Below are 24,513 nucleotides of genomic sequence, written 5' to 3' on the forward strand. Positions count from 1 at the left end.
CATCAGGCCCAGACGTGGATCTCGCCATCGTGTACCTCGGCCTTGAAGACCGGTAACGGCTCGATGTCGCCGTTGGTACAGGCACCATCGGTGAACGAGAAGGTGTACTGGTGCAGCGGACACATCACCTTCGTCGCGTCGGTCTGTCCATCTGCGATGGGACCGCCCCGATGCGGGCACCGGGCACCGAGGGCTCGCAACGTCCCATCACCCAACAAGAAGACCGCGACCTGCTGACCGTCCACCACGTAGGTACGGCCCTCGCCCACCGTGAGGTCGGTGATCGACCCCACGACACTCGACGCCGGCGCGCTCATCGGACCGGCACCAATGGCAGCTTGATGAGGGGCAGAGACGGGCTGAACTGTGCCGGAGATTTCGGTTCGAGCCGTTCTTTCCAGGGGTCGGTGTAGGCGGCAGCCGAAGCGTTGATGCGCTCGGTCAAGCCGTCCACCAACCCGTCACGGTCGTCGATCAGAATCGCCTTCAGCTCGTCGATACCCACACGCGGAACCCACGCATAGGTGCGTTCGAGCCACTTCGCCTGCTCGCGGTAGTACTGGATGAACACGCCGCAGATCCGGATCACCTCCTCGGCGCCCTGGGCGGTTGCAAGCAGGTCGCCTTTGCGGATGTGGGCCCCGGCCGCGCCGCCGACGTAGATCTCCCACTTGCCATCGCCCACCGCGACCACCCCGAAGTCCTTGCACAGCGCTTCGGCGCAATTACGTGGACACCCGGTCACCGCGAGCTTCAGCTTCGCAGGCGACTCCAGGCCCTGGTATTTCTCCTCGATGGCGATACCGAGAGCAGTCGAGTCATCGAGGCCGAAACGGCAGAAGTCGAGTCCGACACAGGTCTTGACCGTGCGGAAGCTCTTCCCGTACGCATATCCCGACGGCATGTCGAGGTCGGCCCACACCTTCGGCAGATCTTCCTTCTTGATCCCGAGCAGGTCGATCCGCTGGCCGCCGGTGACCTTCACCATCGGAATGTCGTACTTCTCCGCGACATCGGCGATTCGTCGCAATTGGGCCGGGTTCGTCACGCCGCCCTTCATCTGCGGGACGACCGAGAACGTGCCGTCCCGCTGGATGTTCGCGTGTACCCGGTCGTTGATGAACAGAGCGCCGCGTTCGTCCTCCCAATCGGCGCCCCAGATGATGCGGAGCAGCGAGGCGATCGGCATCTTGGCCGTCACGTCGTCGCCCTCGGGCGCGAGTTCACCCAAGACCGCCGACACCGACCGCAGATTGCGGTCTCTGATCTGGGCCATCAGTTCCGGCTTGTCCATCGGGATCGCCGGGACATACCAGTCGGCCGAAGGATCGGCGGCGAGGTCGCCCCCGGCCGCGCACGCCACGATGTCACCGACGAGCCCTTTGCACGAGCCGCATCCCTTGCCGGCCCTGGTCGTGGCGACCACATCGCCGACCGTCTTCGCACCCGCGTGCACGCAGGCCACGATGTCGCCTTTCGTGACGCCGTTGCAGTTGCAAACCTGCACGTCGTCGGCCAGCTCTGCGGCGCCGGTTTCCGCGCTGGGCGTACCCATGTCGAACAACATGCTGATGCGTTCATCAGGGAGCGGCACCTTGTCATCGAATGCCTGGGTCAGGAAGTTGACCTTGCTGATGTCGCCGAGCAACATCGCACCGATCAGCTTGTTGTCGCGCACCACGACTGACTTGTATGTACCGCTGCGGGGCTCGTAGAACTGGACGAACTCATCGGTGTCGCGTTCTGGTCCCTTGACGCCCATCGCCGCGACGTCGACCCCGGCGACCTTCAGTTTCGTCGTCAAACGCGAACCGTGATACGCGGCGGTGGGATCGGCGCCGGTGAGCACGTCGGCGAGTACGACAGCCTGCTCCCACAACGGGGCGACGAGTCCGTAGACCTCGCCGCGATGCTGGCAGCATTCGCCGACCGCGTAGATGGAACCCTCGTCTTCGCAACGCATCTGGTCGTCGACGACGATGCCGCGTTCGATCACGAGTCCGCCGGCCCTGGCCAGTTCGACGTTGGGTCGGATTCCGGCGGTGACCACGATCATGTCCGCGGGCAGCGAGGTGTCGTCGTTGAAGCCGACACCGGCGACCTTGCCGTCGCTGTTCCGTAGCACCGTGGTGGTGCGTTTGGACGTGTACACCCCGACACCGAGTTCTTCGATCTTGTTACGCAACACCCGTCCGCCGCGTTCGTCGAGTTGCTGGTTCATCAGGTGTCCAGGGGAGTGGACCACGTCGACGTCGATGCCCTGGGTGCGCAGTCCGTAGGCCGCCTCCAGACCCAGCAGACCGCCGCCGATGACGACCGCGCGCATGTCGTCCCGCGACAACGCCATCTGGAGCATGCCGTTGGTGTCTTCGATGGTCCGGAAACCGAACACCCCGCGGGCCAATCGCCCGTCGGGCTCTCGGAGCCCGTCCATGTTGGGGAAGAACGTGTTGCTGCCGGTGGCGATGATCAAGGTGTCGTAGTCGATGACGCGGCCGCTCTCGCAGGTGACCGATTTTGCGAATCGGTCGATCTGCATCGCCCGATCACCCGAGAACAGCTTCACGTTGTTCTCGCGGTACCAGGCCATCGGATTGAGCATGAGGTCGTCGTCGTCGATCGAGTTCTCGCCCGCCAGGACGTGCGAGAGCATGATGCGGTTGTAGTTGCCGTATGGTTCGTCGCCGATCATCGTGATCTCGAACCGGGAGCCGCCGCCGCGCGACAGGATCTCTTCGACCGTGCGGGCACCGGCCATGCCGTTGCCGATCACGACGAGGCGGTCGAGTGGGGCCTGGTCCGCCATCAGAACTCCGTGAATCCGAAGTCGACGACTATTTCGCCGGTGCATCCCTCGGGCGCGGCGAAAACCAATTCGAGCAGGGTGTCGGGGTCGACGTCCTCGACGACGCGCAGCGGGACGTTCACCGAGGACTTCGCTCCCATGGGGAACCAGCGCATCGGCTGTTGATCGCGGAGCAGCGTCACGTACACCAACTCGTCGCTGCTGTTGCCGCCACGGAAGTACAGAGGCTGAACGGTCATGCCGGCCGGGACCTGGTAGGCCAGCGAGGGATCCAAGGGGGCCGCCTTGGTCAATCCGGTGCCGGTGAAGGAGAAGACACCCTGCAAGAACTTCGGGGTACTGGACATGGAAGTCAGTGAACGGCAGCCGGATGAACCGCTACTTGCAGCCGCGTTACGAACCGATTGTCAGGTACTCACTGCCGACTCGAACCCGGGGTGATCACGCCCCGAAGCTGCCTCCGGGGCCGCGTCGGCGCAGATAGCGTTCGAACTCTGCCGCCAAGGCGTCGCCGTCGATCTTCGACAGGGTCTCGTCCACGCTCACCTCGGCGTCGCCGCGTTCTTCGAGGCCACGAACGTAATCCGCGATTTCTTCGTCGTCTTCCGTCATCTCGGTCACGGCCCGTTCCCATTCCTCGGCCTGCTCCGGCAGTTCTCCGAGCGGCACCTCGACGTCAAGGACCTCTTCGAGATGACTGAGCAGCGCGGCAGACGCCTTGGGGTTCGGTGGGGTGGACACGTAGTGGGGGACCGCGGCCCAGAACGAGATCGCCGGGATCCCGGCTCTGACGCACTCGTCCTGCAGGACCCCGGTTATTCCGGTGGGGCCCTCGTACCGGCTCTCCTCTAATTTGAACTGTCTGGCCGAGTCGCCGCTGTAGGCGGCGCCGGTGACCGGGACCGGTCGGGTGTGCGGGGTGTCGGCCAGCAGCGCGGCGAGGATGACAACGGTCTCAACCTGCAGCTCACGGGCGATCTCGAGAATTTCGTTGCAAAATCCTCGCCACCGCATGTTGGGTTCGATTCCCCGGAGGAGGACGATGTCTCGGTCCGCACCGGGCGGCGTACAGTACGAGATCGAGGTGGTCGGCCAATCGATCCTTCGGGTGACGCCATCGATCTGCTTGATCATGGGCCTGTTCACCTGGAAGTCGTAGTAGTCGTCGGAATCGATTTCGGCAAGAGGTACTGCGTCCCAGACGAGCTCGAGATGTTCCACAGCTCCGCTGGCCGCATCGCCGGCATCGTTCCACCCCTCGAAGGCAGCAACAAGCGTGGGGCGGCGCAAGCGTGGAAGGTTTGCGCTCTGCTCAGCGTTCACTGATCCAGCCTACGACCGAACACCGAGTGAGAGCGAACTACCCTGATAACCATGTCGTCAGCCACTTCACCAGAATTCGATTCGGGATTGCTCACCGCCATGAGTAAACGCGTCTTGATCGGTGACGGGGCCATGGGCACCATGTTGCAGGCGGCAGACCTCACCCTTGATGATTTCATCGGGCTGGAGGGCTGCAACGAGATCCTCAACGACACCCGGCCAGATGTGCTCAAGGAGATCCACCGCGCCTACTTCGCGGCGGGTGCCGACGCGGTCGAGACCAATACGTTCGGCTGCAACCTGTCGAACCTCGGCGATTACGACATCGCCGATCGCATCCGGGAACTGGCGTACAAAGGCACCCACCTGGCGCGTGAGGTCGCCGACGAGTTCGGTCCCAGTGCAGACGGCACCCCACGATTCGTCCTCGGTTCGATCGGCCCGGGCACCAAACTCCCGACACTGGGGCATACGACATTCCGCGTGATCCGGGATGCGTACAAAGAATGCGCACTCGGAATGGTGGATGGCGGTGCCGACGCGATCCTGATCGAGACGTCGCAGGATCTGCTGCAGGTGAAGGCTGCGATCCTGGGCTCACAGCAGGCGTTCGAGGAATTGGGTCGCCGCATCCCGATCATCGCTCATGTGACGGTGGAGACCACCGGCACCATGCTCCTCGGCTCGGAGATCGGAGCCGCCCTGGCGGCGCTGGAGCCGCTCGGTATCGACATGATCGGCCTGAACTGCGCCACGGGCCCCGCGGAGATGAGCGAGCATCTGCGCTACCTCACCAAGCACGCCCGGATCCCGGTCTCGGTGATGCCGAACGCCGGCCTGCCGCAATTGGGGCCGAATGGTGCCGAGTACCCGCTGACACCGGAGGAACTGGCCACCGCCCTGAGCGGTTTCGTCTCCGAGTTCGGCCTGTCGTTCGTCGGAGGCTGCTGCGGCACGACCCCAGAGCACATCCGGCAGGTCGCCGAGGCGGTGCGTGATGCCACCAAGGCCGAGCGCACGCCGGAGCACGAAGCCGAGGTGTCGTCGCTATACAGTTCCGTCCCGTTCGCGCAGGACGCCAGCATCTTGATGATCGGTGAGCGCACCAACTCAAACGGTTCCAAGGCTTTCCGCGATGCCATGCTCGCCGAGGACTATCAGAAGTGCCTCGACATCGCGAAGGATCAGACTCGCGACGGCGCGCACATGCTCGACCTCAACATCGACTACGTGGGACGCGACGGTGCCGCGGACATGTCCGCACTGGCCAGCCGCCTCGCGACGTCGTCGACGTTGCCGATCATGCTCGACTCCACCGAACCCGAGGTCATCGAAGCCGGTCTCGAGCACCTCGGTGGTCGCTGCGCGGTGAACTCGGTGAACTACGAAGACGGTGACGGGCCCGATTCCCGCTTCACAAGAATCATGAAGCTGGCGAAGAAGCACGGCGCAGCTGTGGTGGCCCTGACCATCGACGAAGAAGGCCAGGCCCGGACTGCGGAATGGAAAGTCCGTGTCGCCGAGCGGCTCATCACCGACATCGTCGACAACTGGGGCATGGAAGAAGAGGACATCATCATCGATGCCCTCACCTTCCCGATCTCGACCGGTCAGGAAGAGGTCCGCCGGGACGCGATCGAGACGATCGAGGCGATCCGCACCCTCAAGGAACGGCACCCGAAACTGCACTTCACGCTGGGTATCTCCAACGTCTCCTTCGGACTGAACCCGGCCGCACGGCAGGTACTGAACTCGGTGTTCCTCAACGAGTGTGTGCAGGCCGGTCTCGACACCGCGATCGTGCACGCGTCCAAGATCTTGCCGATGGCCCGGATCCCTGACGAGCACCGCGAGATCGCGCTCGACCTCGTTTATGACCGCAGGCGTGAGGGTTACGATCCACTGCAGAAGCTGATGCAGCTGTTCGAGGGTGTCTCCGCCGCATCGGCGCGCGAGTCGCGCGCCCAAGAACTGGCCAAGCTGCCGCTGTTCGACCGGCTGGAACGGCGCATCGTCGACGGCGAGCGGGCGGGACTCGAGGACGACCTCGACGAAGCCATGACCGAGGTGCCACCGTTGGACATCATCAACAAGACATTGCTGTCCGGGATGAAGACCGTCGGTGAGTTGTTCGGGTCCGGTCAGATGCAGCTTCCCTTCGTGCTCCAGTCGGCCGAGGTCATGAAAACCGCAGTCGCACATCTCGAACCGCACATGGAGGCCACCGGCGAAGACGGCAAGGGCCGTATCGTGCTGGCGACCGTCAAGGGCGACGTCCACGACATCGGCAAGAACCTCGTCGACATCATCCTGTCGAACAACGGCTATGAGGTCGTCAACATCGGTATCAAGCAACCGATCGCGACCATCATCGAGGTGGCGCAGGACAAGAACGCTGACGTGATCGGCATGTCCGGGTTGCTCGTGAAGTCGACCGTGGTGATGAAGGACAACCTCAAAGAGCTCAACACGCGTGGACTCGCCGAGAACTTCCCGGTCCTACTCGGTGGTGCGGCACTGACCCGGTCGTACGTCGAGAACGACCTGAGCGAGACCTACGAGGGTGACGTGCACTACGCGCGCGACGCCTTCGAAGGTCTGCGCCTGATGGACGACATCATGCTGACCAAGCGGGGCGGCGGTCCGGATCCCGACAGCCCGGAGGCCATCGCAGCCGCCGAGAAGACCGCCGAGCGCAAGAAGCGTCACGAGCGGTCGAAGCGGATCGCGGAGAAGCGCAAGGCCGAAGCCGAACCGGTTGTGGTGCCGGAGCGTTCGGATGTCGCAGCGGGACTACCGGTTCCGACGCCCCCGTTCTGGGGCTCGCGGATCATCAAGGGTGTCCCGATCGCGGAGTACCTCACCCTGCTCGACGAACGCGCCTTGTTCCTGGGCCAGTGGGGACTTCGCGGAGCCCGGGCCGGCGAGGGACCGAGCTATGAAGACCTCGTGGAAACCGATGGCAAACCGCGGTTGCGGTATTGGATCGACCGGCTCACCTCCGAGAACATCCTGCAACACGCTGCTGTCGTCTACGGCTACTACCCGGCGGTCAGCGAAGGTGACACGGTCCACGTGCTCACCGAGCCGCGCCCGGACGCACCGATCAGGCACAGCTTCGAGTTCCCGCGGCAGCAGCGGAGCCGATTCCTGTGTATCGCTGACTTCATCAGACCGCGATCAGAGGCAATCGAGACCGGGACGGTCGACGTCCTGCCGTTCCAGCTGGTCACGATGGGGCAACCGATCGCCGACTTCGCGAACGTACTCTTCGCCGAAGACGCCTACCGCGATTACCTCGAGGTGCACGGCATCGGGGTTCAGCTCACCGAAGCGCTCGCCGAGTTCTGGCATCAGCGGGTTCGCGAGGAGCTGCGGTTCGGCGATACGGCGATGGCTGCCGAAGACCCCGACAACGCTCAGGACTTCTTCGACCTCAAGTATCGCGGCGCGCGGTTCTCGTTCGGCTACGGCGCCTGCCCGAATCTCGAGGACCGGGCCAAGATGATGGACCTGCTCGAGCCCGAGCGGATCGGCGTGGAGTTGTCGGAGGAGTTGCAGCTTCATCCGGAGCAGTCGACGGATGCCTTTGTGCTGCACCATCCCGAAGCCAAGTACTTCAACACCTGAAATCATCCATCCCTACCGGCTTTCCGCCGGTAGGGATGGATGTCAGCGCGGTTCGATTCACCGTGAACGGAACTGGTGCCTTCGACGTCAGCGTGGCCAACACTCATGCCATGACAATCTCAACTGCCTCCATCGGTTCGATCACTGACGCCGAACTCGATGCACGCTTCCGTCCGGTCTTCGACGCCATCGCCGGCGGTGCCACCGAACGGGAAGTCGACCGTCGGCTCGCTCACGACGAGGTACACAAACTCCGGGAAGCCGGCCTGGGAGCACTGCGGGTACCCGTGGAGTTCGGTGGGCTGGGAGCCTCGGTGCGTCAACAGTTCCGGTTGCTGATCGACCTCGCCGCCGCCGAATCGAACCTGCCGCAGGCCCTGCGCGTGCATTTCAGCTTCGCCGAGGACCAGCGGCTCGCCGAGCCGAGCGACGAGCGCGACACCTGGCTGCGAGCGGTGGCCGGGGGCGTTCTCGTCGGCAACGCCATCACCGAGCCCGGGGTCGGAGCCGTCGATCGCTACCGGACGCGTCTGACCCCGAAGGGCGACGGTTGGGTGCTGAGCGGGACCAAGTACTACAGCACCGGATCGCTGTACTCGAACTACATACTGGTCGCCGCAGACAAGGACGGGGAGCGGGTGTCCGTCCTCGTCGACGCAGACGCCGACGGCATCACGCAGCACGATGACTGGGATGGGTTCGGGCAACGGCTCACGGCCAGTGGCACAACAGAATTCAACGACGTCGCCGTCACCGCCGATCGGATCCTCGGCCCGGGGTACGGGGGAGCAGGCAAAACCTATGCCACCTCGTATCTCCAACTCGTCCAACTGGCCGTGCTCGCGGGTATCGCCCAGCGGGCGACCGACGACACGGCACAGTGGGTGCGCGACCGCACCCGCTCCTACACCCATGCGGCGGCCGACCTGCCCCGCGAGGACCCGCTGGTCCAGCAGGTGATTGGCAAACTGTCGGCCGCAGCGTTCACCGCGCGAACCGCTGTTCTGGCCGTCGCCGACGTCCTCGATGAGGTGCTGGTCGATGCGACCACCGCCGCCGACCCCGTGTTGCTCGACCGCGCGGAACTGGCCGCTGCCCAGGCCCAGCTCACCGTGATCGACCTGGTACTCCGTGCCACGAACGATCTCTTCGAGGTCGGTGGTGCATCGATCACCTCGGAGAGCCTGCGGCTCGACCGTCACTGGCGCAACGCGCGGACGATCTCTGTGCACAATCCGACGATATTCAAGAGTCAGGCCATCGGAGCCAATGTGCTCAACGGCACCGAGCTCCCGTTCGCCTGGAGCGCCGGCAACCGGTAGCGCGACGTCGGTGGACGACCGATTTCGGTTGGCGGTCCCCGGTCGGCAAGTATGTGGGGGTGACTGATTTACCGAAAGCCGCGCTGTTCGACATGGACGGAACCCTGCTGGACTCCGAAAAGCTCTGGGACATCGCAATGGGCGATCTCGCCGCCGACCTGGGCATCGAGATGACCCACGAACTCCGGGAATCCACACTCGGCAACTCGATGAACGACGCGCTGACGAAGGTGTTCATCGCGGCAGCGGTGCCTGCCGGCGACAGGGACTACCCGGGACGCGGGGCGTGGCTGCGCGAGCGGGTCTCGGTGTTGTTCGCAGCCGGGATCCCGTGGATGCCGGGTGCTCGAGATGCACTGGACATGATTGCCGCAAAGGGCATCCCACTCGCACTCGTGACCAATACCGAACGTGTGTTGACGGAGCAGGCGCTCGACACCATCGGACGAGACCGGTTCACCGCGACGGTCTGCGGCGACGAGGTGCCGGTGGGCAAACCCGCGCCGGATCCGTATCTGCGGGCAGCGGGTCTGCTGGGCGTCGATGCGGCCGACTGCTTGGCGTTCGAGGATTCACCGACGGGCACCCAGTCCGCGACCACAGCCGGCTGTGCCGCGATCGTCGTGCCCTCTGCGGCTCCGGTGCCGGCCGGCCCGCGACGCACGATTCGTCGGAGTCTCGTCGGGTTGACCCTCGCTGAGGTCGCGGCTGCCTTCAATGGGAGAATTGGGCACCGTGAAGACCTTCGATGAGCTGTTCGCCGAACTGACCGACAAGGCCGCTACCCGACCCGAGGGCAGTGGCACGGTCGCAGCCCTGGACAAGGGCGTGCACACCCTCGGCAAGAAGATCATCGAGGAAGCCGGCGAAGTGTGGCTGGCGGCCGAGCACGAGTCGTCCGAGGCGCTGGGTGAAGAGATATCTCAGTTGCTCTATTGGCTCCAGGTGATGATGATCAAACGCGGTCTGACGACCGACGATGTCTACAAGCATCTGTGACCACGATCCACCCCAGCATCTGACTCACCTCTGCCGATAGGACCCACACATGCTTCGCGTTGCCGTTCCCAACAAGGGGGCGCTCTCCGAGTCGGCCGCCGAAATCCTCAGCGAGGCCGGCTATCGTCGCCGCTCGGACTCCAAGGATCTGACCGTTCTGGATCCGGCCAACGAGGTCGAGTTCTTTTTCCTCCGCCCGAAAGACATTGCGATCTATGTCGGTTCCGGTGAGCTCGACCTCGGTTTGACCGGTCGCGACCTCGCCCTCGATTCCGGCGCCGACGTCGAGGAGTGCCTCGCCCTCGGAATCGGGACCTCGACGTTCCGGTACGCCGGACCGAACGAGCAGGAATGGACGGTCGCAGACCTCGCGGGCAAGCGCATCGCCACCTCCTACCCGAATTTGGTCCGTGCCGATCTCGCCGGACGCGGCATCGAGGCGACGATCATCCGGTTGGACGGCGCCGTGGAGATCTCCATCCAGCTCGGCGTCGCAGATGCCATCGCCGACGTCGTGGGTTCGGGCCGGACCCTGAAACAGCACCAGCTGACGGCCTTCGGTGAATCGCTCTGCGATTCGGAAGGCGTTCTGGTGCAGCGCGCCGGCGCTGATCGCACCAAGGCCGCCCAGCGCTTCATCGCGCGCGTCCAGGGTGTCGTCTACGGCCAGCGCTACGTCATGCTCGACTACGACTGCCCCAAGACTCTGCTCGAATCGGCGATGAAGATCACTCCCGGTCTCGAATCGCCCACCGTCGCGCCGATGGCGGACGACAACTGGGTCGCTGTGCGGTCGCTGGTACCGCGCAAGCAACACCAGAACCTGATGGACGAGCTGTCCGAGCTCGGCGCCAAGGCGATCCTGGCCTCCGACATCCGCTCCTGCCGCTTCTGACCCGGAGTTGGTGGGTTCCGGCGGACCTCTCCAGGGGAAACGGACACCACAACCCACCACAACCGGTCAGATCGGACGGATGAGCAAGGTCTGCGCCGAGCGCGCGACAGCACCCGACTCGTCGAACAGCTCGGCGCCGGTCATCCCGTAGCCGCCGGGTCCCACGGTCATGCGGGCATCGATGCCGGTCCACTCGCCCACGGGCTGCCGGTACAGGTGAACAGTGGTGTCGGTGTTCATGAACGACCACTTGCCGAACTCGAGCCGCGACCCCACCCCGTTGGCGACGTCGAGCACGGTGAAGAACTTCTCGGCGTCAGTGATCGGCTCACCTGCGACCAGCGGTAACAGTGGACGGACCCACACCTGGCGCCCGTCACCGCCATCGTCGGGCAGCATTCGGCTCTCGAGCGTCCCGACAAACCCCTTCGTGCCCCAGTCGCCGGTCAGCGGCCCGAGACCGGAAAAGCCGACGGTGCCCTCGAGATCCTGCGGACCCGGGGCCAGAGAACCACTCGGGTTGTGCGCGACCACCGAGGTGTCGTCCGTGGCCAGCCGCCAGCCCTGCGCCCGCGCCACCGGCCGGAACGATCCGTCGGACTGACGTACGGACAGCTCACTCTGCACCAAGCTGATCTGGCGGCCGGGCCGGAGCACAGTCGTCTCGACCCGGTTCTCTCCGAGACCGATCGCGCCCAGGATGTCGACGGTGATCCTCGAGAACTCATGGGCGCGGTCCGGGTTGTGCCGAAACAGGGCTCGGGCCAGCAACCCGATCGGGGGGCCACCGTGCTGTAGTTCGTCACCCCACACACTGACGGTGTTCTCGGTCGGTGTGAAGTGTTCGTGAACCCCCTCGCGGCCCAGCGGAAGGTAATAGGCGCGTTCGTCAGACATTCGCCCGACTCTAACGACCTACTCTGCGACCGCTTCCGCGTGGCTCGTCTCGCCGGGTGTGGTGGGCCAACCCGGATAGGGGAGCAGGGTGCCTCCGAACTCGGGGCAGTGGGCCTTGTGATCACACCACTGGCACATCCGGCTCTTCTTGGGCGGGAACTCGCCTGTGGCCCCGGCCTTCTGGATTGCCTTCCAGATCGCTTTCAGTGTTTTCGCGAAACGATTCAGTTCGGCCTCGTCCGGGGTGTAGACGAGTGACTGACCGTCGGCGAGGTACAGCAGTTGCAGCCGCGCCGGGACGACACCGCGTAGGCGGTAGATCGCCAGGGCGTAGAACTTCATCTGGAACAGGGCTCGGGACTCGAAGCTCTCGCCGGGTGAGCGACCGGTCTTGTAGTCGACCACGCGAACCCTGCCGTCGGGAGCCACATCGATGCGGTCGACGAACCCGCGGAGCAGGACCCCGTTGTCCGATTCGTCGTCCGCGAGGAGATCCACCTCGACCCGCAGTTCGCACGATTCCGGGGTGAACGCGGTGGGGTTCTCCAGCGTGTAATACGTCGAGATCAGCTTGTTGGCGTCGGACAAGAACTTGTCGACCTGATCATCGGGCACGAGATCACGTAGTTCCGGCGACTCCTCACACAAGGCACCCCAGGCTCCGTCGACCAGGAACTCCGCGGACTCGGGCACCCGCAGGCCCGCAGGCATGTCGAAGAGGTTCTCGAGGGCGGCGTGCACCACGGTGCCCTTCACCTGAGCCTGTGTGGGTACCTCGGGCAACCGGTCGATCGCCCGGTACCGGTAGAGCAGCGGACACTGCTTGTAGTCGCCTGCGCGGCTGGGTGACAGGGCGGGCACCCGCCGCGGGGAGTGCGCGGACGGGCGCGCAGGCGGGTCTGCGTCGGGGCGGGGTTCGGTACTCACACTCACACCTGGCAGGGTATGCCTGACCAAGGACATCACAGCTCATTTGCCGGCAATGTCAGATGACCCGGATGTTCGACCGTGAACCAGGAGAGGCCCGCCGCCGCAATGTCTACAACAGGTCCGTTTGCCGTCGGCGACCGTGTCCAGCTCTCCGATGCCAAGGGCCGCAAGTTCACCGTGCGGCTCGAGGCGGGCAAGAGTTTTCACACCCACAAGGGCGGGATCGCCCATGACGACCTCATCGGCGCCGACGAGGGAATCGTGGTGACGTCGACATCGAACACCCCCTACCTGGCGTTGCGGCCGTTGCTCATCGACTACGTCCTGTCCATGCCGCGTGGAGCGCAGGTCATCTATCCCAAGGACGCTGCCCAGATCGTGATGGAGGGCGACATCCATCCGGGTTGCACGGTGCTCGAGGCAGGCGCCGGCTCCGGCGCCCTCACCTGTTCGCTTCTGCGCGCGGTCGGGGATCACGGCAAAGTGCTCTCGTACGAGGTTCGTGACGACCACGCCGAGCACGCTGTCCGCAATGTCGAGGAGTTCTTCGGCGGTCCTCCGCCCAACTGGGATCTGACCGTCGCCGATCTCGCCGACTATCCCGGCACGGGGGACGTGGACAGGGTGGTCCTCGACATGCTGGCGCCCTGGGAACCGTTGGACACGATCAAGCGGGCACTGAAACCCGGCGGTGTCCTGACCATTTATGTGGCCACTGTCACCCAGTTGTCCCGGGTCGTCGAGGCGATCCGGGAGCAGCAGTGCTGGACGGAGCCGAGAGCCTGGGAATCGCTGGTCCGTGACTGGCACGTCGTCGGTCTTGCGGTGCGACCTGGCCACAAAATGCAAGGTCACACCGCCTTTTTGATCACCACCCGCAGGCTTGCGGAAGGTACGGCCCCGCCGCGCCCACACCGCCGACCCAGCAAGGGCGGACCCGCCGTGGTGTAGCGTCGGAAAACCTTGTGGCGACGCACAATTAACATGGCTACAACAACGTGGTCCGCGAGGTGCAGGGCGAGGCTGCCGATTCGCCGGTAACCTCGGGAGACGGGTTCGATCGTACGAACACCACAAGGTGGTGGCGACGAGTCGACTCGGGGAGAGGAGTCAGAAATGACGGAATCCAGCAGTGACGAGCCTCGGAACAGCGGCGGTCAAAAAGACACCGCAGCGGTATCCGAATGGGGCTCGGCCTCGACCCGGTCTGCCAAGGCGGGCCCCACCTCTGACACCGGCTCGCTCGGCAAGTCAGGGGACCCCGACCTCCAGGCCCGCCTGGACACATTGACCACGCGTAACGCGAAGTTGCTCGAGACGCTCAAAGAGGCTCGCCAGCAACTCATCGCTCTTCGCGAAGAGGTCGACCGTCTCGGTCAGCCGCCTAGTGGTTACGGAGTGTTGCTCGCGGTCTTCGAAGACCTCACGGTCGACGTGTTCACGTCCGGCCGCAAGATGCGGCTCACCGTGTCGCCGAACATCGATGTCGACACCCTCAAGAGAGGTCAGTCGGTCCGCCTCAACGAGGCCCTGACGATCGTCGAAGCCGGCGATTTCGACTCCGTAGGGGAGATCAGCACGCTCCGCGAGGTGCTCGATGACGGACATCGTGCGCTGGTGGTGGGGCATGCCGACGAAGAACGCGTCGTCTGGCTGGCCGAACCGCTGAGTGAGGCGTTTCTCGCCGAGATCGAGGGCAACCGCAAGCTTCGTCCCGGTGATTCGCTCCTCATCGACACCAAGGCAGGATTCGCCTTCGAGCGCGTGCCCAAGGCCGAGGTCGAGGATCTCGTGCTCGAAGAGGTCCCCGATGTCAACTACGAGGACATCGGTGGTCTCGGTCGCCAGATCGAGCAGATTCGCGACGCCGTGGAGTTGCCGTTCTTGCACAAGGATCTGTTCCGGGAGTACGACCTGCGGCCCCCCAAGGGTGTGCTGCTGTACGGCCCTCCCGGTTGCGGTAAGACACTGATCGCCAAGGCGGTGGCCAACTCGCTGGCCAAGAAGATCGCCGAGGTTCGCGGCGACGATGCCCGCGAGGCCAAGTCTTTCTTCTTGAACATCAAGGGGCCGGAGCTGCTCAACAAGTTCGTCGGTGAGACCGAGCGGCATATCCGATTGATCTTTCAGCGTGCCCGTGAAAAGGCCTCTGAAGGTACGCCGGTGATCGTCTTCTTCGACGAGATGGACTCGATCTTCCGTACGCGTGGGTCAGGTGTGTCCTCCGACGTGGAAACCACGGTGGTGCCACAGCTGCTCAGCGAGATCGATGGTGTCGAGGGTCTCGAGAACGTGATCGTGATCGGTGCCTCCAACCGCGAGGACATGATCGATCCGGCCATCCTCAGGCCGGGCCGTCTCGACGTCAAGATCAAGATCGAGCGACCGGATGCCGAGTCGGCGATGGACATCTTCTCCAAGTACCTCGTCCCGACGCTTCCGATCCATCCCGACGACATCGATGAGTTCGGCGGTGACCGTGGTGCGTGTGTCAAGGCGATGATCGAGCGCGTGGTGGAACGGATGTACGACGAGACCGACGACAACCGCTTCCTGGAGGTGACCTACGCCAACGGCGACAAAGAAATCATGTACTTCAAGGATTTCAACTCCGGTGCGATGATCCAGAACGTCGTCGACCGGTCCAAGAAGTACGCGATCAAGTCGCAGTTGGAAACCGGCCAGTCCGGCCTGCGGATTCAGCATCTCTTCGATTCGATCCTCGACGAGTTCGCGGAGAACGAGGATCTGCCGAACACCACCAACCCCGACGACTGGGCTCGCATCTCGGGCAAGAAGGGCGAGCGGATCGTGTACATCCGCACGCTCGTCACGGGCAAGAGCGCGGGCGCAAGCCGCGCAATCGACACCGAGACGAACACCGGCCAGTACCTGTAAGACGCATCGTCGGCGGCGGCGCCGGAGCACATCGCTCCGCCGCCGCCGCCGTCTGTGTCTTCCCGCCTGTGTCCTCCCCGTCCGATGCCCGGTTCCCGATGTCGTCCGACCGGTGGATCATGGCGCCTGCAATGGGGGTCGTCCGATCATGGGCAGACTAAAGTGATGCGTTAATGAATGCATCCCCAACGCCGCTGCGGATCTGGGTGGACGGCACCGAGCAGAGGTTGCGTCCGGCCGGACGGTTCACCATCGGCCGCACGCCGGACAACAACATCGTCATCGTCCATCCACTGGTGTCCCGACAGCATCTGGCGATCGAATGGCACGGATCGTTCTGGAGCGCTGTCGATCTGGGCAGCACAAACGGCTTCTATCTGGACGGCGCGCGTATGCGGGCTCTGGAGCTCCGCAGTAACCAGCGCATCCGGCTGGGAGACGCCGCCACCGGCCCGCTGATCGATATCGCGGTCACCGCACCGGTCGTGCACGGTGGTCGGCCGATGACCCCTGTCCCGTCGGCCCCGATGAACTTCTCGGGTCCGATGAGCGGACCCGCGCCGTCACCTCCGCCTTCCGCGCGGCAGCCGTATGCGGCGTTCAGTGGCGCAGCGGGGGCACCTCATCTCCAGGCGCTGCACCAGAACATGTCGGCGGTGTACCAGGTCAGCCCCGACGGGCAGATCCACCCGCAGGCCGTACCGCATCGGCAGGCGATCGAGATGGGTGGCGCGGCTCGTCTGAGTATCGGACGCACACCCGACAACGACATCGTCGTCAACGACGTGCTGGCGTCCCGGCGCCACGCCCGGTTGCTCTCCACCCCACAGGGTCTCGCGATCGAAGATCTGCAATCGGTGAACGGCACCTACGTCAACGGGCAGCGGATCAGCAGGCAAATGCTGGCCGAGGGCGCCGTGGTCACCATCGGCAACAGCGACTTCGTGGTCTCGGGAGGCACCCTCGTCCGCGGTCAGCCGAAGGCAGCGGTCGCCGACGGACTCCACGTCCACACGATCGGGCTGAACATCGACGGTAAGCAGCTGCTCCATGAGGTGGAGTTCGCGGCAGGCCCCGGAACACTGACGGCTGTGATCGGGCCGTCCGGAGCGGGGAAGTCGACCGTCTCGAAAATCGTGGCGGGCGCGGCCAATCCGTCGACCGGCAGCGTCACCTTCGAGGGTCGCAGCGTGCACGCCGAGTACGAGGCCTTGCGCACCCGCATCGGCATGGTGCCTCAGGACGACGTCTTGCACCGCCGGCTGACCCTGAGACAGGCACTGCGGTACGCGGCGGAACTGCGTCTGCCGCCGGATATGAGCAAGTCCGACCGCGACGATGTCATCACCGGGGTGCTGGCCGAACTCCAGCTCACCGAACACCTCGACACTCGCGTCGACAAACTCTCGGGCGGTCAACGCAAGCGTGCGTCGGTTGCCATGGAACTTCTGACCGGGCCGTCGTTGCTCATCCTCGACGAGCCCACCTCCGGTCTCGACCCCGCGTTGGACCGTCAGGTCATGTCGACGCTACGTCGCCTCGCCGATGCCGGTCGGGTGGTCATAGTGGTGACCCATTCGCTGACCTACCTCTCGATGTGCGACCAGGTGCTGTTGCTCGCGCCGGGCGGCAAGACAGCGTTCTGCGGACCACCGGCAGCGGTCGGTGCCGCGATGGGGACTGAGGACTGGGCGGAGATCTTTGCCTTCGTCGCCGACCAGCCCGATGCTGCGCACCACCGTTACCGCACGCTCAACCATCGTCCGCCGACCCGGCCGCCCAGCTTGCGCACCGGTTCACCCGTGCGGACGCCCCAGACGAGCTTCGGACGGCAGACCTCCACGGTGTCCCGGCGGCAGGTTCGGCTGATCCTCGCCGATACCGGCTATCTCGCGTTCCTGGTGCTGCTGCCGATCGTCCTGGGCGCCCTGTCGCTGGTGATCCCGGGCAAGGCCGGGTTCGGTCTCAACAATGCCGACAGCCTCGGCGAGACCGTCCAGATCCTTGTCGTGCTGGTGGTCGGGGCAAGTTTCATGGGCGCCGCGCTCACCGTGCGAGACCTGGTGGGCGAGCGGGCGATCTTTGTGCGTGAACGTGCCGTCGGCCTGCGCCCCGGGGCGTACCTGTGGGCGAAAATGGTCGTGTTCTTCGTCGTATCGATCCTGCAATGTGCGGTGATGATCGCCATCACCTACGCCGGTAAGGGGACACCGGGTCCCGGACTGGTGACCTCGGGCGCGATCGAACTGTTCGTTGCTGTGGCCTTCCTGGCCTGCGTCAGCACGTTGATCGGTCTGGCGATCTCAGCGGCGGTCAATTCGAGCGAACAGACGATGCCGCCCCTCGTGGTGGTGGTGATGGTGCAGCTCGTCTTCTGCGGAGGCCTGTTCCCGTTGGCGGGACGGCCCGGACTCGAACAGTTGTCCTGGATCTTCCCGGCTCGCTGGGGATACTCAGCGGCCGCGGCGGCAGTCGATCTACGCCAGGTGTCCCCGGGCTCACCGTCGACGCAGAAGGAAACCATCTGGGACCAGACCGCGGCAAACGTGGCCCTGGCCTATGGCGCGATGACCGTCATCGGTCTACTGCTGGTCTGGTTCACCTATCGCCGGTTGGTTCTCAAGAAGAAGACACTCTGAGCCCTGGCGCCGTTCGACGGGTCACTGATGGGCGAAGGCGACGACACCCAGTTCGGCGTTGCTGGTGAGGAATCGGTGTTGCGGCATGACCCGCACGGTGTATCCGATCGGTCCGGTCATCGGTAGCGGTATCGCGACCTCGAAGATGGGCTCGCCTGCCGGGCCGACCCGGCCGTCGACCAGAGGCATCGTCGTCGTTGCTATCTGCGTCAGATTTTCCTCGTCGTCGACCCGCCCGATCACGGCCTGTACCAGCACTTGGTCCGGCTGGAGCCCGGCCAGATCGACGTGTGCGGTGAGCGTCATCGTGGACCCGAGCAACGGGGTGTCCTCGAGGCCCGCACTGTCGACGTCGAGCACATTCACCCCGGGCCAGGATGTCTCTACTTGCCGGCGGAACTGCGCGAGTTCCCTTGCGCCGCCGTAGTTGTCGGCGGTGACCTGTCGTCCGGAGAACGCGGCAGGCGCGTAGTAATCCTCGGTGTAGTCACGCACCATCCGCGAGGCCAGCACTTGCGGCCCCAGGGTGTGCAAGGTGTGCCGCACCATCTCGACCCATCGGGTCGGGATGCCATCCGAATCGGCGTCATAGAACTTCGGCACCACGACGTTCTCGAGCAACTCGTACAGCGCAGCTGCCTCGAGGTCGTCGCGCCGGACATCGTCGGTCACACCGTCTGCGGTGGGAATCGCCCAGCCGTTCTCGCTGTCCGACATCTCATCCCACCAACCGTCGAGAATCGAGAGGTTCAGGCCGCCGTTGAGGGCCGATTTCATGCCGGACGTTCCGCAGGCTTCCATCGGCCGCAGGGGATTGTTCAGCCACACATCACAGCCGCCGTACAGGAAGCGCGCCATCGACATGTCGTAATCCGGCAGGAACACGATCCGGTGCCGGACGTCGTTGGCGTCGGCGAACCGGACGATCTTCTGGATGAGCGCCTTGCCGCCGTCGTCTGCCGGGTGCGCCTTGCCCGCGACGACGAGCTGCACAGGACGTTCTTTGTCGAGCAGTAGCGCCTTGAGTCGCTCCGTGTCGCGCAGCATCAAGGTCAGCCGTTTGTAGGTGGCCGCGCGGCGGGCGAACCCGATCGTCAGCACCCGTGAACTGAACACGCCGGCGGTCCACCCCAACTCGGCAGCCGAGAAACCGCGTTCGAGGCCGGACCGGCGCAGTCGGCGCCGGACCTCGGCGATCAACTCGGTACGAAGCAGATTGCGGGTGGCCCAGAGCTGCTGCGCTGGAACATTTTTCATCGCAGCCAGTGTGTCCGCCTCGTCGGGTGTCCCGGCGTGGCCCACGGCGGCCAGTTCGGTCCAGCGTCGTGACGACCACGTCGGCGCGTGCACCCCATTGGTCACGGAACCGATGGGTACCTGCGCGGCATCGAAACCCGGCCACAGCGGGCCGAACATCTCGCGGCTGACCGCGCCGTGCAGCTTGGAGACCCCATTGGTTCGCTGGCCGAGTCGAAGTCCCATGTGCGCCATGTTGAACACACCGGGATCGCTCTCGCTCCCCAGTTCCAGGATCCGGGACAACTCGAGCCCGGGCAGCAGCGTCGACTGACCCTGCTCGTCTCCGAAGTAGTGGCGCACCATGTCGAGCGGGAAGCGGTCGATACCCGCGGGTACGGGCGTGTGCGTCGTGAACACGGTCGAGGCGCGCACAGCGGCGAGCGCGGTGTCGAAGTCGAGCCCGGCGCCGGCAGTTGACACGAACTCACGGATACGTTCGGCACCCAGGAAGCCTGCGTGACCCTCGTTCATGTGGAAGACGTCGGGATCGGGTCGGCCGTGGATACGGGTGTATTCGCGCACCGCGCGCACGCCGCCGACCCCGGCCAGGATCTCCTGTTTGATGCGATGGTCCTGGTCGCCGCCGTAGAGGCGGTCGGTGACGCCGCGCAGATCGGTGTCGTTGTCCGGAATGTCGGAGTCGAGGAGCAGCAGGGGGATTCGGCCGACATCGGCCACCCACAGGCGGGCCCGCAAAACCCGGTTGTCGGGCATCGAGACCCGAACGGTGACCGGGTTGCCGTCCGCGTCGTTGACCGTACGGACCGACAAACCCTGCGGATCCAGGTTCGGGTACCGCTCGGTCTGCCAACCGTCGGCGGTGAGCGATTGGCGGAAATAACCACTGCGATAGAGCAGACCGACGCCGATCAGCGGCAAACCGAGGTCGGACGCGGCCTTGAGGTGGTCACCGGCGAGGATGCCGAGGCCACCGGAATAGATGGGCAACACCTCCGAGACGCCGAACTCCATCGAGAAGTACGCGATCCCGGTGGGGAAGCGGTGTCCCGAGGCCACCTGCTGCTGGAACCATCGGGGCTCCTCCAGATATGCGTCGAGGTCCGCGGCGAGCTCGTCGAGCCTGCCCAGGAAGCCTTCGTCCTCCGCGAGTTCTCTCAGGCGAGCCGGCCCGATGTCACCCAGCAGTCGCAGCGGATCCCGCGACCCGGCCCAGAGGTCCGGGTCGATGGACGCGAAGAGATCCTGGGTCGGCGGGTGCCAGGACCAACGCAGATTGGTCGACAGATCTGCCAATGCGTGGAGGGGCTCGGGGAGGTGGGCGCGGACGGTGAAGCGGCGCAGTGCTTTCACGGCGCAAACCATACCGACGAAGGGGCTACCGCGCGAGCGCGACGGCCAGATGTACATCTGGCCGTAATGCCCCGAGCCCGGCGGCGAGGAGCGCGCGGCATGGCCGTGCGGGCGCACAGCTAGGCTCGGGGCATGCAGCGCATAATCGGAACCGAAGTCGAGTACGGGATCTCGGCACCTAACGATCCAGGTGCCAACCCGATCATGACCTCGACCCAGGCTGTTCTCGCCTACGCGGCGGCCGCCGGGGTTCCCCGCGCGAAGCGGACACGCTGGGACTACGAGGTCGAGTCACCGTTGCGGGATGCCCGCGGGTTCGATCTGGGCCGCAGCTCCGGCCCTGCTCCCATCATCGATGCCGACGAGGTCGGCGCCGCCAACATGATCCTCACCAACGGTGCCCGGCTCTATGTCGACCACGCCCACCCGGAGTACTCCGCGCCGGAAGTGACCGATCCCCTCGACGCTGTCATCTGGGACAAGGCGGGCGAACGGGTCATGGAGGCGGCGGCACGGCACGTCGCAAGCGTGCCGGGCGCGCCGAAACTGCAGCTGTACAAGAACAACATCGACAACAAGGGCGCCTCGTACGGCACGCACGAGAACTATCTGATGGCGCGCTCGACCCCTTTCACGTCGGTGATCACCGGCCTCACCCCGTTTTTCGCCTCGCGTCAGGTGTTCACCGGATCGGGTCGCGTCGGCATCGGTCAGTCCGGCGACGAAACCGGTTTCCAACTGAGCCAGCGCGCGGATTACATCGAGGTCGAGGTCGGGCTGGAGACCACGCTCAAGCGCGGCATCATCAACACCCGCGATGAGCCGCATGCCGACCCCGAACGCTATCGCCGCCTCCATGTGATCATCGGCGACGCGAATCTGGCGGAGACCGCAACATATCTGAAGGTGGGCACGGCCTCCCTGGTGCTCGACCTCATCGAGGCGGGGGTGGAGCTCAGCGACCTCGAACTCGCCAGACCGGTGCACGCCGTCCATGTGATCAGCCATGATCCGACGCTGCAGGCGACGGTCGCGCTCGCCGATGGCCGGGAGATGACGGCGCTTGCGCTGCAACGGATCTACCACGAGCGCGTGTCCGCGTTCCACGATGCCAACCACAGTGACGATCTGCGGGCGAAGGACGTGATCGACACCTGGGCGGACGTACTCGACAAACTCGAACGCGACCCGATGGAGTGCGCCGACCTGCTCGACTGGCCTGCGAAGCTCCGATTGCTCGAGGGCTTTCGGCAGCGCGAGAATCTGGCCTGGTCGGCGCCTCGTCTGCACCTGGTGGATCTGCAGTACTCCGATGTCCGGCTCGACAAGGGGTTGTACAACCGTTTGGTGGCCCGCGGCTCGATGAAGCGTCTGACCACCGAGCAGCAGGTCATGGACGCGATCGGATCGCCTCCGGAGAACACCCGGGCCTACTTTCGCGGCGAATGTCTGCGCAGATTCGGCGCCGACATCGCGGCAGCGAGTTGGGATTCGGTGATCTTCGATCTCGGCGGTGAGTCGTTGGTCCGTATACCGACGCTCGAACCCCTCCGGGGGAGTCGGGCCCATGTCGGCGAACTGCTCGATTCGGTGAATTCGGCGGCGGAACTGGTCAATCAGCTGACCAATCCGTAGTGCGGCCCGCGTCCGCATATACCGGGCGAGATCCCCTTGGCCCGGTAGGGTGAACGGTACGAGCGGTCCCTGCGGGACCGTGGTCTGAAGGAGGCAGCGATGGCGCAGGAACAAACCAAGCGCACGGGCGGTAATGACGACGACAGCGATTCCGGTCCCGATTCGGGTGCCGGTCAGGAACGCCGTGAGAAGCTGGCCGACGACACCGACGACCTGCTCGACGAGATCGACGACGTGCTCGAAGAAAATGCCGAGGACTTCGTCCGCGCCTATGTCCAGAAGGGCGGCCAGTGACCGATCGAATCCGGTCTCTCGGCCAGGACATCTCATCGTTTTCCGACTACCTGCGTGATCACGCTCCAGACTTGTTGCCCAAGAACAGGTTTCCAGAGGGGGCTACCGCGAACATTCCGCACGGCACCACCATCGTCGCGATCACCTACCCCGGTGGGGTGGTGATCGCGGGTGATCGTCGTGCCACTGCAGGTCACCTGATCGCCAGCCGCGACATGCGGAAGGTGTTCATCACCGACGAGTACTCCGCTGCGGGCATCGCCGGCACAGCTGGCGTGGCCATCGAGATGATCCGGTTGTTCGCCGTGGAGCTCGAGCATTACGAGAAGATCGAAGGCGTATCGCTCACGCTCGATGGCAAGGTCAACCGCCTCGCGTCGATGGTCCGCTCGAACTTGGAGGCCGCAATGGCCGGATTGGCGGCGATTCCGCTGCTCGTCGGCTATGACTCAGATGCGATAGATCCGCAGCGTCCAGGCCGCATATTCTCCTTCGACGTCGCCGGTGATCGACACGAGGAACACGGCGGCTACCAGGCCATCGGATCGGGATCGGTGTTCGCGAAGTCTTCGATCAAGAAGCTGTACCGCCACGACCTGACGGCGGAGCAAGCACTCGAGATCGCTGTCGAGTCGCTGTACGACGCGGCCGACGACGACTCCGCGACAGGCGGGCCCGACATGGTGCGTGGTCTCTATCCGACCGCGGCAACAGTGGGTCCCGACGGTGCGACGGTCGTCCCGGCCGACGACATCGAACAAGCAGCGCGCTCCGTCATCTCCCGTCGTTCCGCAGCGGGAGACGAAGCAAATCGGAGCTCGACCCGGATCGCCGATGGTGGCGTCAGTGCAGGTGGTGAAGCGTGACTTTTCCGTATTACGCCAGCGCCGAACAGATCATGCGCGACCGTTCGGAACTGGCCCGCAAGGGCATCGCACGTGGACGCAGCGTCATAGCGCTCACGTACGCCGACGGAGTGCTGTTCGTTGCGGAGAACCCGTCGAACACGCTGCGCAAGGTCAGCGAGATCTACGACCGCATCGGGTTCGCGGCGGTCGGCAAGTACAACGAGTTCGAGAGTTTGCGTAAGGCGGGCATCCAGCATGCCGACATGCGCGGATATCAGTACGACAGGCTCGATGTCAGCGGTTTGTCGCTGGCGAATGCGTACGCCAGCACGCTGGGATCGGTGTTCACCGAGCAGCCGAAGCCCTACGAGGTCGAGTTGTGTGTTGCCGAGGTGAGCCGTCCCGGCAAACCCGGTCCGTCGCAGCTCTATCGGATCACCTACGACGGATCGATCGTCGACGAGACCAAGTTTCTCGTCATGGGTGGTACCACCGAGGCGATCTCGGCCTCGATGAAGGAGTCGTACGACTCCGAAGCCGATCTGCGAAGCGCCTTGGCGTCCGCGATCAAAGCGTTGCAGACCCCGGCCGCTCCGAACGGCTCCGGTTCCACCTCGTCGTCATCATCGTCGACCCCGGCACCCGCTCCGGAGCCGCGCAAACTCGAGCCGAGCGACCTCGAGGTCGCGATTCTCGATCATGGTCGGCCCCGGCGCGCATTCCGGCGTCTGACGGGTTCGACCTTGGTCAACCTTCTTCCGGAAGGCTCGACCGAAAGCTGAAGCAC

19 protein-coding genes are annotated in these 24,513 nt (G+C 64.7%); 12 read left to right on the forward strand and 7 right to left on the reverse strand.

Annotated elements, in window-relative coordinates; translation table 11 throughout:
* Window positions 1-2 precede the first annotated feature (2 nt).
* The 4 genes from BH683_RS14290 to BH683_RS14305 all read right to left on the reverse strand — a co-directional run bounded on the left by BH683_RS14290 (window position 3) and on the right by BH683_RS14305 (window position 4,129).
* On the reverse strand, window positions 3-317 hold the full coding sequence (locus BH683_RS14290; protein WP_084836916.1) for a Rieske (2Fe-2S) protein: 315 nt from the start codon (window positions 315-317) through the stop codon (window positions 3-5).
* Complete coding sequence (nirB, locus tag BH683_RS14295; RefSeq protein WP_084836917.1) at window positions 314-2,806, reverse strand: nitrite reductase large subunit NirB; 2,493 nt, start codon at window positions 2,804-2,806, stop codon at window positions 314-316. Before nirB ends, BH683_RS14290 begins: the two co-directional genes overlap by 4 nt.
* Entirely contained in the window at window positions 2,806-3,153 is a 348-nt protein-coding gene (locus BH683_RS14300) for a molybdopterin oxidoreductase (RefSeq protein ID WP_084836918.1), read from the reverse strand. The genes nirB and BH683_RS14300 overlap by 1 nt, the downstream gene beginning before the upstream one ends.
* A gap of 94 nt (window positions 3,154-3,247) precedes the next feature.
* A complete protein-coding gene (locus tag BH683_RS14305; RefSeq protein WP_084836919.1) occupies window positions 3,248-4,129 on the reverse strand; it encodes a PAC2 family protein in 882 nt (293 codons plus the stop codon).
* 51 nt (window positions 4,130-4,180) lie between these two features.
* On the opposite strand from BH683_RS14305, the gene metH reads away from it, so the two are divergent.
* The 5 genes from metH to hisG all read left to right on the forward strand — a co-directional run bounded on the left by metH (window position 4,181) and on the right by hisG (window position 10,975).
* Window positions 4,181-7,759, forward strand: a complete 3,579-nt coding sequence (gene metH / locus BH683_RS14310; RefSeq protein WP_084836920.1) for a methionine synthase — start codon at window positions 4,181-4,183, stop codon at window positions 7,757-7,759.
* A 110-nt stretch (window positions 7,760-7,869) separates the two neighbouring features.
* A complete protein-coding gene (locus BH683_RS14315; RefSeq protein ID WP_084836965.1) occupies window positions 7,870-9,081 on the forward strand; it encodes an acyl-CoA dehydrogenase family protein in 1,212 nt (403 codons plus the stop codon).
* A 59-nt stretch (window positions 9,082-9,140) separates the two neighbouring features.
* Window positions 9,141-9,833 carry an HAD family phosphatase gene (locus BH683_RS14320; RefSeq protein WP_281492312.1) on the forward strand — a complete coding sequence of 231 codons (693 nt, stop codon included), beginning with the start codon at window positions 9,141-9,143 and terminating at the stop codon, window positions 9,831-9,833.
* Window positions 9,799-10,080, forward strand: coding sequence for a phosphoribosyl-ATP diphosphatase (locus tag BH683_RS14325; protein WP_206186764.1), 282 nt, complete (start codon window positions 9,799-9,801; stop codon window positions 10,078-10,080). The genes BH683_RS14320 and BH683_RS14325 overlap by 35 nt, the downstream gene beginning before the upstream one ends.
* Window positions 10,081-10,129: 49 nt before the next feature.
* Window positions 10,130-10,975, forward strand: coding sequence for an ATP phosphoribosyltransferase (gene hisG / locus BH683_RS14330; RefSeq protein ID WP_084836922.1), 846 nt, complete (start codon window positions 10,130-10,132; stop codon window positions 10,973-10,975).
* A gap of 66 nt (window positions 10,976-11,041) precedes the next feature.
* On the opposite strand, the gene BH683_RS14335 is transcribed toward hisG, so the two are convergent.
* Both BH683_RS14335 and BH683_RS14340 read right to left on the reverse strand, forming a co-directional pair.
* A complete protein-coding gene (locus tag BH683_RS14335) occupies window positions 11,042-11,872 on the reverse strand; it encodes a thioesterase family protein (protein WP_084836923.1) in 831 nt (276 codons plus the stop codon).
* An 18-nt stretch (window positions 11,873-11,890) separates the two neighbouring features.
* Window positions 11,891-12,799 (reverse strand): RecB family exonuclease, encoded by a 909-nt coding sequence (locus BH683_RS14340; protein WP_246833376.1) that lies wholly within the window; start codon window positions 12,797-12,799, stop codon window positions 11,891-11,893.
* A 108-nt stretch (window positions 12,800-12,907) separates the two neighbouring features.
* On the opposite strand from BH683_RS14340, the gene BH683_RS14345 reads away from it, so the two are divergent.
* The 3 genes from BH683_RS14345 (at window position 12,908) to BH683_RS14355 (ending at window position 18,339) form a co-directional block, all read left to right on the forward strand.
* On the forward strand, window positions 12,908-13,753 hold the full coding sequence (locus BH683_RS14345; RefSeq protein ID WP_084836924.1) for a tRNA (adenine-N1)-methyltransferase: 846 nt from the start codon (window positions 12,908-12,910) through the stop codon (window positions 13,751-13,753).
* Between the two features lie 165 nt (window positions 13,754-13,918).
* Complete coding sequence (arc, locus tag BH683_RS14350) at window positions 13,919-15,700, forward strand: proteasome ATPase (protein WP_084836925.1); 1,782 nt, start codon at window positions 13,919-13,921, stop codon at window positions 15,698-15,700.
* A gap of 173 nt (window positions 15,701-15,873) precedes the next feature.
* Complete coding sequence (locus BH683_RS14355) at window positions 15,874-18,339, forward strand: FHA domain-containing protein (protein ID WP_084836926.1); 2,466 nt, start codon at window positions 15,874-15,876, stop codon at window positions 18,337-18,339.
* A gap of 21 nt (window positions 18,340-18,360) precedes the next feature.
* On the opposite strand, the gene glgP is transcribed toward BH683_RS14355, so the two are convergent.
* Window positions 18,361-20,949, reverse strand: a complete 2,589-nt coding sequence (gene glgP / locus BH683_RS14360; protein ID WP_084836968.1) for an alpha-glucan family phosphorylase — start codon at window positions 20,947-20,949, stop codon at window positions 18,361-18,363.
* Window positions 20,950-21,081: 132 nt separating this feature from the next.
* Between glgP and dop the strand changes: the two genes are divergently transcribed.
* From dop to prcA, 4 genes are all read left to right on the forward strand, one after another.
* A complete protein-coding gene (gene dop, locus BH683_RS14365; RefSeq protein WP_084836927.1) occupies window positions 21,082-22,584 on the forward strand; it encodes a depupylase/deamidase Dop in 1,503 nt (500 codons plus the stop codon).
* A gap of 99 nt (window positions 22,585-22,683) precedes the next feature.
* Window positions 22,684-22,878: a ubiquitin-like protein Pup gene (locus BH683_RS14370; protein ID WP_084836928.1), complete on the forward strand. Its 195-nt coding sequence runs from the start codon at window positions 22,684-22,686 to the stop codon at window positions 22,876-22,878.
* Window positions 22,875-23,744 (forward strand): proteasome subunit beta, encoded by an 870-nt coding sequence (gene prcB, locus BH683_RS14375; RefSeq protein WP_084836929.1) that lies wholly within the window; start codon window positions 22,875-22,877, stop codon window positions 23,742-23,744. Before BH683_RS14370 ends, prcB begins: the two co-directional genes overlap by 4 nt.
* Window positions 23,741-24,508, forward strand: coding sequence for a proteasome subunit alpha (gene prcA, locus BH683_RS14380; protein WP_084836930.1), 768 nt, complete (start codon window positions 23,741-23,743; stop codon window positions 24,506-24,508). The genes prcB and prcA overlap by 4 nt, the downstream gene beginning before the upstream one ends.
* Window positions 24,509-24,513 lie beyond the last annotated feature (5 nt).

The organism is Williamsia sp. 1138, from assembly GCF_002095435.2.
GTDB lineage: Bacteria > Actinomycetota > Actinomycetes > Mycobacteriales > Mycobacteriaceae > Williamsia.

Coding starts and splice junctions, on each gene's coding strand:
- BH683_RS14290 (WP_084836916.1), bottom strand. CDS start 317: ATGAGCGCGCCGGCGTCGAGTGTCGTGGGGTCGATCACCGACCTCACG.
- nirB (WP_084836917.1), bottom strand. CDS start 2,806: ATGGCGGACCAGGCCCCACTCGACCGCCTCGTCGTGATCGGCAACGGC.
- BH683_RS14300 (WP_084836918.1), bottom strand. CDS start 3,153: ATGTCCAGTACCCCGAAGTTCTTGCAGGGTGTCTTCTCCTTCACCGGC.
- metH (WP_084836920.1), top strand. CDS start 4,181: ATGTCGTCAGCCACTTCACCAGAATTCGATTCGGGATTGCTCACCGCC.
- BH683_RS14315 (WP_084836965.1), top strand. CDS start 7,870: ATGACAATCTCAACTGCCTCCATCGGTTCGATCACTGACGCCGAACTC.
- BH683_RS14325 (WP_206186764.1), top strand. CDS start 9,799: ATGGGAGAATTGGGCACCGTGAAGACCTTCGATGAGCTGTTCGCCGAA.
- hisG (WP_084836922.1), top strand. CDS start 10,130: ATGCTTCGCGTTGCCGTTCCCAACAAGGGGGCGCTCTCCGAGTCGGCC.
- BH683_RS14335 (WP_084836923.1), bottom strand. CDS start 11,872: ATGTCTGACGAACGCGCCTATTACCTTCCGCTGGGCCGCGAGGGGGTT.
- BH683_RS14345 (WP_084836924.1), top strand. CDS start 12,908: ATGTCTACAACAGGTCCGTTTGCCGTCGGCGACCGTGTCCAGCTCTCC.
- arc (WP_084836925.1), top strand. CDS start 13,919: ATGACGGAATCCAGCAGTGACGAGCCTCGGAACAGCGGCGGTCAAAAA.
- BH683_RS14355 (WP_084836926.1), top strand. CDS start 15,874: ATGAATGCATCCCCAACGCCGCTGCGGATCTGGGTGGACGGCACCGAG.
- dop (WP_084836927.1), top strand. CDS start 21,082: ATGCAGCGCATAATCGGAACCGAAGTCGAGTACGGGATCTCGGCACCT.
- BH683_RS14370 (WP_084836928.1), top strand. CDS start 22,684: ATGGCGCAGGAACAAACCAAGCGCACGGGCGGTAATGACGACGACAGC.